This window comes from Chryseobacterium sp. CH21, assembly GCF_004119445.1.
GTDB lineage: Bacteria > Bacteroidota > Bacteroidia > Flavobacteriales > Weeksellaceae > Chryseobacterium.
Genome location: NZ_QICI01000087.1, coordinates 1 through 14,142, shown reverse-complemented (window position 1 = coordinate 14,142; position 14,142 = coordinate 1). Strand labels below are relative to the sequence as shown.

Below are 14,142 nucleotides of genomic sequence, written 5' to 3'. Positions count from 1 at the left end.
AACTAGCCGCTAAGAAGCAATCTCCTTATCTCTCAACCCCGCATCCCGAAACCGCGCAACTCATATCCCAAATCCCACAATTCGATATCCGAATCCCTTCTCTAAACTGCCAACTTTTACTCCTATTTTCATATATTTGTTCATTATTCAAAATATGGACGCAACAAAAGATAAAAGGCTGTTTCTCATCGATGCCTATGCGATGATTTTCAGAGGATACTATGCATTAATCAGGAATCCTAGACTTACCAGCAAAGGATTGGATACTTCTGCCATTTTTGGTTTTACCAATTCTTTGATCGAGTTGATCAGAAGAGAAAAACCGTCCCATTTGGCAGTCGTTTTTGATGTAGGGCAGGCGAGTGTAAGAACTGATGATTATTCAGAATACAAAGCCAATAGAAGTGAAACTCCTGAAGCGATCAAAATTGCTGTTCCATACATTCATAAAATTCTGGAAGCAATGCACATTCCACGCTTGGGAGTAGAAGGATATGAAGCTGATGATGTTATTGGGACTATTGCATGCAAAGCAGAGAAAGAAGGCTATACCACTTTCATGGTAACTCCGGATAAAGATTTTGCACAGCTGGTTACTGATAAAATTAAAATTTATAAGCCAGGATTAAAAGGTGGGGATATCGAGATTCTTGGAGTAGATGAGGTAAAGGCAAAATACGAGATTGAAGACCCGAAACAGGTTATTGATTTCCTTGCCATGATGGGAGATGCTGTAGATAATATCCCTGGGTTGGAAGGAGTAGGAGAGAAAACTGCTATGAAGTTCCTGAAAGAATTTGGGAACATCGAAACGTTATTGGCCAATACCGATAAGCTGAAAGGAAAGCTGAAGGAAAAAGTAGAAGCTTCTGCAGAACGTGGTATTTTATCTAAAAAACTAGCAACTATTATCTGTGATGCTCCTGTAGAATTTCATCAGGAACAATATGATCTTGAAACTCCGGATTTTGAAAAAGTAAAAGAAGTTTTTGATGAAATAGAATTCAGAAGACTGTACGAAAATCTTTACAGAGCTTTTGCTCCTGCCAGTGCGGAATCAATAGTGGTAAACGAGGTAGAAGTAAAAGAAAAGCAGGCCTCTGCAGCTGGAGAAGTGAAAGGGCAGGTAATGCAGCTTGATCTTTTTGCCAATTTCGAAGAATTGGAACAGGCTACTTCTACAAAATCTACCATTGAGAATAACGATCATCTTTATCAGTATATAGATAATCCAAAGGCTCAGAAAAAACTGGTTGATAACTTATTACAACAAAAAGTGGTTTGCTTTGATACAGAAACAACTTCATTAAATGAACTGGAAGCAGAATTGGTAGGAATGAGTTTCTCTTACAAAAAAGGACTTGCCTATTACATTCCACTTTCTGAAAATAGAGAAGAAGTGTTGCAGACCCTGGAGATTTTCAGACCGTTTTTCGAAAAAGAAGACCTGCTGAAAATTGCCCATAACCTTAAATACGATTATAAAGTTTTAAAACAATACAACATCACCGTAAAAGGTGCTATGTTTGATACCATGATCGCCCATTACCTTCTGAATCCGGACGGAAGACACGGAATGGACTACCTTTCAGAAGTATACCTGAACTACAAACCTGTATCTATTGAAACCATTATTGGGAAAAAAGGTAAAAAACAGGGCAGTTTCAGAGATGCAGATGTAAGAACACAGACAGATTATGCTGCAGAAGATGCAGACGTAACGTTCCAGTTGTATGAACTTTTTGCACCACAGCTGAAAAAAGAAAATCTGGAAGAACTTTTCTTTACCATTGAAATGCCTCTGATGGAAGTGCTTGCAAAAATGGAATTGGCAGGGATTTCTCTGGATGAAAAATGGCTGGCACAGGAAAGTGTTGACCTTGAAAATGATCTGAAACAGTTGGAAACAAAGATTTTTGAACTTTCAGAAGAAGAATTCAATATGAACTCCCCAAAACAGCTGGGAGAGATTCTCTTTGAAAAATTGCAGCTGGATCCAAAAGCCAAGAAAACAAAAACAGGACAGTATGCAACCTCAGAAGATGTTCTTCAGAAATTATCATCAAAACATGAGATCATCAAGCATATTCTGGAATACAGAACCTATCAGAAATTAAAGTCAACCTATGTAGACGCTTTGCCTTCACAGATTGAGAAAAAAGATAACAGAGTACATACCAATTTCTCACAGACTACAGCTGCTACAGGCCGTTTGGCGAGTGTAAACCCGAACCTGCAGAATATTCCAATCCGTACCGTGAGAGGACAGCAGATTCGTGGAGCGTTTGTTTCCGGAGAAGGAAAGAAGATTATTTCAGCCGATTATTCTCAAATTGAACTCCGTTTGATTGCTGAAATTTCAGGAGAGGATAACATGATCAAAGCTTTCCAGGATGGAGAAGACATCCACGCTTCCACAGCCGCGAAACTCTTTAAAATTCCTTTGGATGAAGTTTCCAAAACCCAGAGAAGCCAGGCTAAAACAGTCAACTTCGGGATTATCTATGGACAGGGAGCTTTTGCTTTGGCAGAACAAACCGGATTGTCCCGTACAGAAGCCAAGCAGATGATTGAAGCCTATTTTGAGACCTATCCAAAGCTGAAGGAATATATGGCAGAACAGGTGAGCAAAGCACGCCAGTTAGGGTATGTGGAAACTATTTTAGGTAGAAAGCGTCATTTGAAAGATATCAATTCCAATAATTTCGTGGTGAGAGGTCATGCGGAAAGAAATGCTGTGAATGCTCCTGTTCAGGGAAGTGCCGCAGATGTTGTAAAGCTTGCCATGATCAAAATAGACAGAGAGCTTGAAGAACAACAGCTTAAAACAAAAATGCTGCTTCAGGTACATGACGAATTGATATTCGAATCTCCGGTAGACGAGATTGAAGCCGCTTCAAAACTGATCAAAACTGAAATGGAAAGTGCCTTAAAAACACAGGTTCCGTTATTGGTAGAAATTGGAGTAGGAGATAACTGGTTAGAAGCGCATTAATAAATACGATTTATTCTTAACGATAAAAAACTTCCGTCTTTTGGGCGGAAGTTTTTTGTTGGGTTTATTTCTTATTAAATATCATATTCTATTTCCCCCACATAATGCAGCGAATAATCGTCAGTTTCTACAGAAACCGGATTAGGAATCACAAATCTTGTTGCGAAAATGATAGCATTCACAGGAGTGTCCAGACTTAATTCATTCAGTTTTCTTTCCAGGGTTGGAAGCCATTGGTCAGCATAAGAATATTCTGCAAACTTGTCATAAATGCTAAGACTTTCATCCTCGAAACCAAATTCTATAAAATCATCGTCAAACCACTTGATGTTCTGAGATTCTGCAAACTTAGAAACATACTGATCATCAGTTTCTTCCTCTATATAATAATTTTCATCTTCTTCTATGAAACTGTAAAAATCTTCTTCATTTTTGAAATATCCTAACCAGAAGTGTGAAATTTCTTTATCCATAATACTATTTTTTATTCTAATCTTTTTGATTGTTTACTTATATCAATGACTTTTTCCAATCGGGAAAGTCTTGTTTTTTCCTGTTTGGCACTCGTGATCCAGTGGATAATAACTTTTTTGTAGGATGGAGCCTGACATTCAAAAAATCCCAGGCTGCCGGATGATCCATAAATTGTTTCTGATAAACCATATCAAGTGAAACTTCCGCTTTTTCATGAGAATAAATTCCTGATTTGTCCTCTTTTCTGAGATTAAATGCCTTTTGACCTGCGGAAGTCATCAGTCCAGCTTTCGTAAGCTCCTCAATCTTTTTTATATTGATGTTACTCCAGATGCTGGATGGTTTTCTTGGTGTAAAGCGTATAGAATAACTTTCGTGATCTATTGACTTTCTTACTCCATCTATCCATCCAAAGCACAGAGCCTGATCCACAGATTCAGACCAGCTCATAGAAGGTTTTTCACTGGCTGTTTTGTAGAACCCTGTTAAAAGTTCTTTCTCAGTTTCGTGGTGCTTCTCAAGCCACTTTCTGAATTCTTCTTTTGTCGAAAAAAATGTAGGTTTCATAACTTCTGTACTTGCCTTTTCCATTTAATCTGTAATATTACGAAAGTTTTCATTCAAATAAAATCTTATTGGCCTAAACAAAGTTCTGCAATCGCTTTACAGATAATTTTTTTGTTGTAATTTTATTCTAAGCTTAAATTTTAAAAAATGGATTTTCTTCAGGACCATTACGCTGTTAAAAATGAATTACTGCTTATCCTTATTTCTGTTATTTTAGGACTGTTCATTGGTGCTGAACGAGAATACCGTAATAAATCTGCGGGGCTCAGAACCTTTATCCTGGTTTGTTTCGGAGCCTGTCTTTTTACCATACTTTCCATCAAAATAGGAGTTGCTAATCCGGATCGTTTGGCTGCCAATATCATTACAGGAATCGGATTTCTGGGTGCAGGCGTTATTTTTAAAGGAGATAATAAAATTGAAGGAATTACCACTGCAACTACCATTTGGGCTACAGCTTCCATAGGAATGGCAGTAGGTTCAGGATATGTTTATATTGCCATGCTGGGAACTGCTTTGGTATTGATTATTTTGAGTGCTTTAACCTATTTGCAGAATTTTATTGACAATTATAATAAAATCAGAGAATATAGAATAGCAGTCAACAGCTCAGGAGATATTCAATATTGTGAAAATATCTTTAAAGAAAACCATTTGGCTTATCTCATGATCAGACAGCAGTATTCTCAGGAAGGTTTTACAGTGATCTGGAGGATTATAGGTAAAAACAGCCATCATGAAGGATTAACCAGGCGTTTGGTAGATGACCCGAAAATCAAGGCCTATCAGTTTTAGATGAGATATAAGCAAAAAATAAAGGCCGAAGCCTTTATTTTTATTTTTTCTTGAATACATAAAGATCCTTGTTAGGGCCGTCAATTTCTTTTCCTTCCATATCCAGCTGGATCAGCATATTTTCACCCACTTTATATTTATAGTTGGCAGATTTTCCTTTTAAAGTAATCATACTTCCTGTTGTATCCCACGCAAAAGATCCTTTATCCTGATTTTTTGAATTTCTGTCAAGATACTCTTCACTAATGCTGAATGTTTTGTCATTGTTCAATGTTAAAGAAGTCTTGATTCCCGGGCAGTCAGCACAAGGAACTGTTGCTTCATAAGTCCCTGCCAAGTCTAAGGCATTTTCAGAAGTGTCACCTGCTGCGGTAGGAGTTGCTTTAATGATACTGTCTGTGGCAGCAGGTTGTACAGCTGTCACAGAATCCGTTGCAGTAGCAGTTGTTTCGGTACTTTCTTTTTTAGTGCATGAAGTAAGAAATAGAGTCGATACCATTCCCAACATGAGCATTTTGCTTTTCATCATAATAAGTTAATTAAAGAATTTTTTAGTAATAATGTGACTTCCAAGGAACAAAAATTAAGCCAGAGGGGGAGAGAATAGGATGAATGATGAATGGTCAATTCGCTTTGCTTGTTAATTTTTATTTTTGATATCAATTTTTAATAAGTTTACATTCAATGAGAAGTTCCACCTGATCATAAAAATTCACCATTCACTTGCGAAGCAAAAATTGACTATTGACTCTCCATCTTTTCAAAAACGACCTTATAATAACTTTTCCACATGTTTTATAAAGCCTATTCCTATTTTTCTTTGTAAATTGGGGCAAAATTTTGATTATGACAAAAAAGATACTTTTATCTGTATTTCTTTTGCCGGCTGCAATGGCATTTGCACAACAATATGGCGGAATGTGGATTCCTACGGAGCTGAATGAAAAGGAAATGAAGGATTTGGGAATGAAGATTTCTGCAAAAGATATTTTCAATCCTCAGAAACCAAGCATTAAAGATGCGGTAGTACAGTTTAACGGCGGATGTACTGCAGAAATTATTTCACCTAAAGGACTGCTTTTAACGAATCACCACTGTGGTTTCGGTCAGATTCAGGCACATTCTACCGTTCAGAATGATCTTCTTTCTAACGGATTCTGGGCAAAAAATACAGAAGGTGAACTTCCAAACCCGGGAGTAAAAGTAGATTTTATTGTAGATATAAAAGAAGCTACTGATCAGATTTTAGAAGGTACAGACAATCTTACAGAACCTGAACTTACTAAGAAGATCAACAACAATATTGAGGTTTATAAAAACGCCCAGAAAATTGAATCTTACCAGTCGATCATGGTAAAGCCTATGTATTATGGAAACAAATATTATGCTTACACCATCGAAACATATAAAGATATTCGTCTTGTAGGAGCTCCGCCTCAAAGCATCGGGAAATTCGGAAGTGATACGGACAACTGGGTTTGGCCTAGACATACCGGAGATTTCTCTATGTTCAGAATCTATGCAGATAAGAACAACAGACCTGCAGAATATTCAAAAGACAACGTACCTTACGTTCCAAAACACTATTTACCGGTTTCTATCAAAGATAAAAACGAAAACGATTTTACTTTCGTATTCGGATTCCCGGGAAGAACTACCGAGTACCTTCCTGCAATTGGTGTAGAAAAGATCATGAAAGATATTGATCCTGCAAGAATTGCGGTGCGTGATGTTGCTTTAAAAACATTGGACGAAAAAATGCGTGTTGATAATGAAACACGTATCAAATATGCTTCAAAATATGCTTCTGTAGCTAATTACTGGAAAAAATGGATTGGTGAAGTAGAAGGATTGAAAAAATCCAATGCTGTAGAAAAGAAAATAATGTATGAAGGTTCTTTGGTCGCTAAAAATCCTGAGATCAAAACTACGTTGGACCAGTTGAATAAACTGTACAATGATCAGGCTCCTTACGCATTAAACAATGCTTACTACACAGAAGTAGTAAGAAATGCAGAGACTTTGAAACTTGCCGGTGATTATTATGATTTCGTAGCTTCTGTAGAAGCAGGAAGAATGGATGAGAAGGAACTTTCAAAGTTGAAAACAAAATTAACTTCTTTCTACAAAGATTACAGCGCTGAGCTTGATGCTAGAGTAACAGCAAAACTGTTGGCTTTATACGTTAATAAAACGGCACCACAGTTTTTACCGGCAGGATTCAGCAAATATAAAGATGAGAATGCCAATATTCCTGTGATCGAAGATATGTCTAAAAACTCTGTTATCACAGGAAGAACTGCTGTGAATGGAGGAACATTGACTACAGATATTGACAAAGCTTTTTCTAATCAGGATAAATTAATCAAAACGTTGAAGAAAGATCCGATTTACCAGCTGTATGTTTCTATGAAGGAAACGTATGTGAAAACTGCAGATCCTCAGTATACTTCAATGCAGGCAAAAATTGATGCTTTACAGAAAAAGTTCATGGCTCAGCAGATGCAGACGGATAAAGACAGAAAATTCTTCCCGGATGCGAACTCCACCCTTCGTGTAACGTATGGTAAAGTAAAAGGTTCTACTCCTAGAGATGCGGTCTCTTATGGATATCAGACTCACCTTGCCGGAGTTATGGAAAAATATGTTCCTGGAGATTATGAATTCGATGTTCCAAAGAAACTGATTGATCTTTACAACAAAAAAGATTTCGGAATCTATAAAGATAAAACTGGTGATGTTCCTGTAGGATTCACTGCTACCAACCACACAACGGGAGGAAACTCAGGAAGCCCGGCGCTTGATGCGAATGGAAACCTTGTGGGATTGAACTTCGACAGACAGTGGGAGGGAACAATGAGTGATATCAACTATGACCCGCGTTTCAGCAGAAACATCATGGTAGATACAAAATATATCCTTTTCATCATCGAGAAGTTTGCAGACTCAAAGTGGCTTGTTGATGAAATGAAGATTATAAAATAATTTTAAAAGTTATACCTTTAAGAATCTATTTGAACTGAGTTTTAAATAGATTCTTTTTTATTTATAATAGGATGAAAGACAGGATTATCAATGTTTTGGCAGCTTTCGAATCTGATCATATCGGGAAATCTTTCCCGCTGGATTACTGTTTACCGCTTTATCATAGTGTTTCCGATAAAGAACTTCCTCATTTAAAACATATCATCCGTTACAAGAATATCAGGCAGTTTGAAGAAGATCTTGATCATATTGCAACGAATTTTCAGTTTGTAGATTGGCAGGAGTTCAAAGATTATTGGTCCGGGCATTTTAAACCTAAGAAAAAGATTGCCCTTCTTACTTTTGATGATGGTTTCAGAGAATTTTATGATGTGGTGGCGCCTATTTTGGAACGAAAAGGAATATATGCCTGCAATTTTGTCAATCCAGCCTTCATAGACAATGAAGAGATGATGTTCAGGTGTAAATCAAGTCTGCTCGCCGACGCCGTTGATAAAAAGAAAACCATAGATCCGGAAGTTTATCGTATATTTTCTCTCGACAGTCATGTTGAGAAAGGTATTGTACAAAAGAAAATTTTATCAGTTAATTACCAGGGAAATGATATTTTGGACAAGCTTGCAGTAAAACTTGAGGTAGATTTTAAAGCATATTCAAAGGAATTTAAGCCTTATTTAAGCACAGAGGAATTAAAAGAGCTTACCCGAAAAGGTTTTGGAATCTCTTCGCACAGTTGGGATCATCCAAAATATGGAGACTTATCTTTGAAAGAACAGATGGAAACTACAGGTAAGACTTTTGCTTATTTAAAAGAAAACGGCTTCCTGTACGAAACTTTTGCATTTCCTTTTACCGATTTTGAAGTGAAGAAAGATTTTTTTGATGAACTTTTTAAAAATGAAGAAATCTACTGCAGTTTCGGATGCGCAGGAATAAAGCTGGATAGTGTGAAAAGAAATTTCCAAAGAATACCAATGGAAATGGGAGAGAGCGGAGCAAAGATCCTGAAAAAGGAAATAGCCTATTTCAGACTGAAAAAACTGATCAATAAAAATACGATTATTAGAGAATGATAGTGCTGAAAAGATTCAACAGAAGAGAACTGGAAGATTTTATATCCTCCGGAGCTTTCCAGCAGTATGATTTTCTTCCGATTACCAAGCATCGTGCTTTATCCCACATCAAGAATCCTAAGGCAACAGATGAAGATACCCTTCTTATTCTTGCTTTTGATGAAGAAAAACTAATTGGTTATGTAGGATGTTTTCCGGACTGTTTTGTTATTGACGGTAAAGAAATCCGTTATGCATGGCTGAGCACTTTATATGTAAACCCTGATTACAGAAAAAAAAGACCGGCAAAAGCTCTGTTGAAAAAGGTTTTTGAAGAATACGAAGGCAGAATTGCCATTACAGAATTTACCAAAGAAGCAGAAGCGTTATATAATATTATGGGTGTTTTTGAATATGTCTTTCCTAAAGAAGGGAAAAGATATTATTTCAAAACCGATGCAGCCAAAATGATTCCTGAAAAAAAACCGGAAACCCAACCATTAAAACCCATTTTTCAGACATTGGATGCCGCAGCTAATTTATTAATATCACTAAAGAACCTGCCTATAAAGAAACCAGATTTCAAATATGAAGTTTTCCATCGTATTGATCAAGAAAGTGCTGATTTTATCAATGCGTTTCCAGGAGTACGCAACGCAGACGAAATCAATACTTTTATAGATTATCCTTGGGTTTTGGAAGGCAATAAAGAGGGAAAATATTTATTTTCAAGCTTTGCAGGTACTTTTAAATATTTCTGGATCAAGATTTTTGACCAAAATAATACACTCAAAGCCTGCCTGCTTTTACAGCTTCGTGACGGATATCTTAAAATTCCCTACCTTTTTCCGAAAGCTGATTTAGATGAGGTTGTCCGGTTTCTCAATTATTTCATTGTGACTAATAAGGTAAAAGGTTTTACGAGCTATCAAACCCAACTGAACAAGACCATACAGCAATCAAAAGCATTTTCTCATATCTATGAACGGGATTTCAACAGAGAATATCTATTTCATAAAGATTTATTGGAACTGCTTCCGAAGGATTTTAATCCCGATTACCAGGATGGTGACGGAGATTGTATGATGACGTAAAGTAATGATGAATTATAAATGATGAGTGATGAATGATCATTCATCACTCATCATTATAAAAAACAAACCGCCCGATAATGTTATCGGGCGGTTTGTTTTTTTAATGTCCAAATATGTCTTTAAGACTTACTTCTTTAAATGTTCCCATTTTATTGACAGCTTCCATATCCAGATTTTCTTTTTTACCAAGAATGGCGGTGTTGAAATGAACAGATTTGATTCTTGTTTGATAAAATTCAACTAGATCTTCAAATTTCAAATCTTGTATCTGCTCATAGATATCTTTTCTGAAATCGTGATAGATATTCAGTTTCTTCAGATTCAATGTATTGAAAAACACATTTTCACGGCTTACTCTTGTAGAGGCAATCTGCTTAAGGGCGGCATTTCTTGCATTTTCAAACTGAATAGGTACTTCAGGAAGCTCTTCCATAAGTTCATTAAGGGTATCAACAGCAATCATCAGTTTATCCGGCTGTGTTCCGATATAAGTGGTAATATAATCAGGATGTTTCAATTCTGAATTGGCAGCATAGGAGACATAGGCAGAATAAGCAAGACTTTTACTCTCACGCATTTCCTGGAAACGATGGAAGATAAGCCTCTTCCAAAATATTCATTAAATACATTCACTTTACCAAAGTATTGTGGATCTACTTCATTTCCTTTTCCTATCTTACTCATTTCCACTTGAACCATATCATAATTAATGAAATAGACATTCCTACCCGTATCAGGCTCAGGATATTGTTTCGCTTCAGGAATTATAATGCTTTCCGTTCCAATATATTTAGCAATGTATCCATTGAAATGTTCAAAGTTTTTTCCATAAAAGAAGATTTGATAAGGAGATTTAAACAGGTTTTTCATTCTGTCTGTAAATACTTCAGCAGTACTGCTTTCTAGCTCTTCTTTAGAAATAATATTGGTGAAACGGGAAGTGCTGCCCAGCTTGGTATAGTTGGTAAGTGCCGTCATAATACGGTTTTTATCCTTCTTAACAGCCTGGCGGTTTTCTATGACACTTTTTACAAACTGGCTGTAGATATCCTGGTCAGGTTTTACATTGGTCATCCAGTGCTGAAGCAGAGCAATTCCTTTTTCTATATTCTCTTCCAGCCCGCTTAAGGTGATGGTCAGCTGATCATGAGTTGTTTTAAAGTCATTAGTTACCCCGATTTTGAAGAATTCCTTCTTTAAATCTTCAGGAGAAAATTGATCTGTTCCTAAATACTGCAGCAACTGAGTTGAAATGGCCAGATCTCTGTCATTATCACTTCCAAAAGGAAAAATAAAATGGGCCTGAGCGATATCGTTATACTTATTTTTAACAAAGCTCAGTTTCTTTCCTTTCACATCAGCAGTAGTAATTTCTTTTTTATAGTCGATGAATACAGGTTGTATATCCTCCGTTTTATCTGCTAAAATTTCTGTTAAAAACTCAGACTGACTATCACGATTGATTTTAATAGGAGTAATTCCGGGGTTTTCAACTCTGATCAACCTGTCGTTGACCCCTTTTTCCTTATCAATGATAACATAGTTTTCTTTGAAGAAATCATTCGCAAAGTTCACAATATCTTCTTTTGTAAAAGAAGCATATTCATCCATTTCATTCAGTTCCTGTTCCCAGGTTCTTCCTTTTATGTACGTGTCATAAAGATTGGTTGCCAGCCCTTCCGTTGTTTCAAGAGCTTTCATTCTTTGAAGTTTGAAATCATTAATGATAGCGGGTAACATCCAGTTTGGGAAATCTCCTTTTTTGATCAGTTCAATCTCTTCCAATACAAAGTTCTTGGCTTCTTCCAGTGTTTGAGTTTCTTTGGGAACCGCAACGATGGAGAAATAACCATATTGTTTCAATCCCACAGAAAAAGCCTGTGCCCAAAGCATTTTTTGAGTCTGATTGATGTGAAGATCCAATAATCCGGCTTCACCTCTGTTACTAAGGATATTAGCTGTGATATCAGCCAGCATGGCTTCGCGGGTTCCGTAGTTGTCGGTTCTCCATGCCAGCTGGGTGCGTGGAGTAGTAGGGCTTTTTACCGTTCTTTTTATAATTTCTGTGATAGGTTTCTCAATAATAGGAGTCTTCTTAGGAAGTTCCTTATAAGGTAAAGCTCCAAAGTAAGTATCAATTAACTGAATGGTTTTTTCAAAATCAAGATCTCCAACCAATACCAAAGCATAATTATTAGGAACATAATATTCATCAAAGTATTTGTGGATAGCCTTCATAGAAGGGTTCTTCAAATGTTCAGGTTTTCCTAGTGTGGTTTGCTGGCCGTTGGGATGAGTAGGAAAGAGTGCATCCATCAATTCGTAATTGACAAGTCGTGAATCATTATCCTGTGCTCTGTTGAACTCCTCATACACAGATTCCAGTTCAGTATGGAAAAGACGAAGTACAATTTCAGAAAACCTTTCCTTTTCTATCTTTAGCCATTTCTCAAGCTCATTATTAGGAATATTGTTTTTGTATACCGTTTCATCAAACCAGGTATGGGCATTTGTTCCACTGGCTCCCAGAGACGAAATAGCTTTGTCGTATTCATTCGCAATAGCATATTGACTGGCTTCCTGAGAAACTTCGTCTATCTTTTTATAGATCTCTTTTTTCTTTTCAGGATTCTGCTCAGCTTTGTGTTCTTCATACAATTCCGAAATCTGATCAAGAAACAGCTTTTCCTTTTCCCAATTTTGGGTTCCTATTTTTGAGGTTCCCTTGAACATCATATGTTCGAGGTAGTGAGCCAGTCCGGTATTATCGGACGGATCATTATTGCTTCCTGTTCTTACCGGAATAAAAGTCTGTATCCTTGGAGAAATAAAATTCTGGGCAAGAAAAACCTTTAATCCATTTTTCAGAGTATAGATTCTGACGTTATTTTCGTCGTGGGTTACCGTAATATATTTGTAATTGCTTTTATCAGTATGTACCGTTTCCTTATATTTTCTGTCTGTCATATAAAACTCATTTCACTCCTTAGAATCCGGAATGCACTACAAATGTAAGGAATCAAAAAAGATGTAGGCCGGTTTTTCTGACTATTACATCTATTCTTATAGTTGAAAACTTGAATCATAAAAAGAAAAACCACTGCAGGAAGCACATTAGATAGAACGTTGTAATTTTTCTCCATACTATATAATATAGATAGAACCTTTTCTATTCCTACTCTCTAAATCTCTCCAACCATTCTCCTCTCAAAAAAACTCCCACCCACAACCTCTTCCTCTCAAACCCTCTCACTCTCGAACTCTCAGACTCTCCAACATTCTCAGGAGCTTTATCCTGCTATCCATTCATACTCCTCGTACCAGCGCGCTCCCGTACCCAAACCCTCTCACACTCCCACCCATACTGCGGGGTAACCATTTCTATCAGGGCTAAGGAAGGGGAATTAATGATGAATGATGAGTTCCTGGTTGAGGTTATATAGTTGCGAGTTTCTGGTTTTAAAGTTATGAGTTTCTGGTTGTGGAGTTTGAATAATCAGTCCGAAGTTTTTACATCTATAATTCTTATGCAATAATTAGTGTACAGCTATACCATTATTCCCATTATGTTATTCCGTAGGAATCCAAACTTATTCACAAGAGTTTTAAAGGATGTAAAACGACAGTATAATGGGTAAGTTTTTTTAGCAGTTAGTATTATCAGTGTCATGCTGAGCTTAGTCGAAGCATTTTAATGATGATAAATTATATTTCTGCTATTGTAATTTTACGGAATAGCTTTATCCAGCCTCCTAGGTAGTGACAATGCTGTCTGGACTATAGAATAGGTGTATTCTGTACTATCAACTTTTCTCTCTTATATATAGTATCCATTATCCTCTGTGCAAATCTGTGCGATCTGCGGTTAATTGTACCTGGCTATTCAATAGAAGCGGTGTATCATCCTGAGTTTAGAGGAATGGAGCCCGTTTAATTAAAAACCTTGTTGGCTCCCCAGCTTAGAAAACGAATCTTTCTGGAAAGAGATCTCCTCTTATATATAGGTATACCTTTCATTACTCATGAATTCCCCTCTCACCCCCAAACTCTCCAACTCTCAAAACCCAATCTCCCAAACAAATGTTTAAAATTTTTCTCCTTGCTATCCAGCGATTTAGGGTTTAATATTACAAAATAGTAACATTTATGTTAAATAAAGTTGTTTTGCTTAGTAATAAGT

7 protein-coding genes and 2 pseudogenes are annotated in these 14,142 nt (G+C 36.7%); 5 read left to right on the top strand and 4 right to left on the bottom strand.

All coding sequences use genetic code 11. The annotated features are described in order from the left end of the window. Positions 1-154 precede the first annotated feature (154 nt). The gene (polA, locus tag BOQ62_RS17965; protein ID WP_129041668.1) at positions 155-2,995 is read left to right on the top strand and encodes a DNA polymerase I; all 2,841 of its coding nucleotides are present in this window, start codon (positions 155-157) and stop codon (positions 2,993-2,995) included. Between the two features lie 74 nt (positions 2,996-3,069). On the opposite strand, the gene BOQ62_RS17960 is transcribed toward polA, so the two are convergent. Together BOQ62_RS17960 and BOQ62_RS17955 are read right to left on the bottom strand one after the other, a co-directional pair. Further along, on the bottom strand, positions 3,070-3,468 hold the full coding sequence (locus BOQ62_RS17960) for an immunity 22 family protein (RefSeq protein ID WP_129041666.1): 399 nt from the start codon (positions 3,466-3,468) through the stop codon (positions 3,070-3,072). 11 nt (positions 3,469-3,479) lie between these two features. Then, a pseudogene (locus tag BOQ62_RS17955) lies at positions 3,480-4,036 on the bottom strand (YdeI/OmpD-associated family protein). 147 nt (positions 4,037-4,183) lie between these two features. Between BOQ62_RS17955 and BOQ62_RS17950 the strand changes: the two are divergent. Further along, positions 4,184-4,831, top strand: a complete 648-nt coding sequence (locus BOQ62_RS17950) for an MgtC/SapB family protein (protein ID WP_129041664.1) — start codon at positions 4,184-4,186, stop codon at positions 4,829-4,831. A gap of 40 nt (positions 4,832-4,871) precedes the next feature. Here the strand turns inward: BOQ62_RS17950 and BOQ62_RS17945 are convergent, their stop codons facing one another. Continuing rightward, complete coding sequence (locus tag BOQ62_RS17945) at positions 4,872-5,360, bottom strand: copper resistance protein NlpE (RefSeq protein ID WP_228414298.1); 489 nt, start codon at positions 5,358-5,360, stop codon at positions 4,872-4,874. Positions 5,361-5,677: 317 nt separating this feature from the next. On the opposite strand from BOQ62_RS17945, the gene BOQ62_RS17940 reads away from it, so the two are divergent. The 3 genes from BOQ62_RS17940 (at position 5,678) to BOQ62_RS17930 (ending at position 9,962) form a co-directional block, all read left to right on the top strand. Beyond that, positions 5,678-7,816, top strand: a complete 2,139-nt coding sequence (locus BOQ62_RS17940) for a S46 family peptidase (RefSeq protein WP_129041662.1) — start codon at positions 5,678-5,680, stop codon at positions 7,814-7,816. Positions 7,817-7,887: 71 nt separating this feature from the next. Continuing rightward, positions 7,888-8,889, top strand: coding sequence for a polysaccharide deacetylase family protein (locus BOQ62_RS17935; protein ID WP_129041660.1), 1,002 nt, complete (start codon positions 7,888-7,890; stop codon positions 8,887-8,889). Then, positions 8,886-9,962, top strand: coding sequence for a GNAT family N-acetyltransferase (locus tag BOQ62_RS17930; protein ID WP_129041658.1), 1,077 nt, complete (start codon positions 8,886-8,888; stop codon positions 9,960-9,962). The genes BOQ62_RS17935 and BOQ62_RS17930 overlap by 4 nt, the downstream gene beginning before the upstream one ends. A 100-nt stretch (positions 9,963-10,062) precedes the next feature. Here the strand turns inward: BOQ62_RS17930 and BOQ62_RS17925 are convergent. Next, positions 10,063-12,929 (bottom strand): annotated as a pseudogene (locus tag BOQ62_RS17925) (M16 family metallopeptidase). Between the last annotated feature and the right edge of the window lie 1,213 nt (positions 12,930-14,142).

Coding starts and splice junctions, on each gene's coding strand:
- BOQ62_RS17960 (WP_129041666.1), bottom strand. CDS start 3,468: ATGGATAAAGAAATTTCACACTTCTGGTTAGGATATTTCAAAAATGAA.
- polA (WP_129041668.1), top strand. CDS start 155: ATGGACGCAACAAAAGATAAAAGGCTGTTTCTCATCGATGCCTATGCG.
- BOQ62_RS17940 (WP_129041662.1), top strand. CDS start 5,678: ATGACAAAAAAGATACTTTTATCTGTATTTCTTTTGCCGGCTGCAATG.
- BOQ62_RS17930 (WP_129041658.1), top strand. CDS start 8,886: ATGATAGTGCTGAAAAGATTCAACAGAAGAGAACTGGAAGATTTTATA.
- BOQ62_RS17950 (WP_129041664.1), top strand. CDS start 4,184: ATGGATTTTCTTCAGGACCATTACGCTGTTAAAAATGAATTACTGCTT.
- BOQ62_RS17935 (WP_129041660.1), top strand. CDS start 7,888: ATGAAAGACAGGATTATCAATGTTTTGGCAGCTTTCGAATCTGATCAT.
- BOQ62_RS17945 (WP_228414298.1), bottom strand. CDS start 5,360: ATGATGAAAAGCAAAATGCTCATGTTGGGAATGGTATCGACTCTATTT.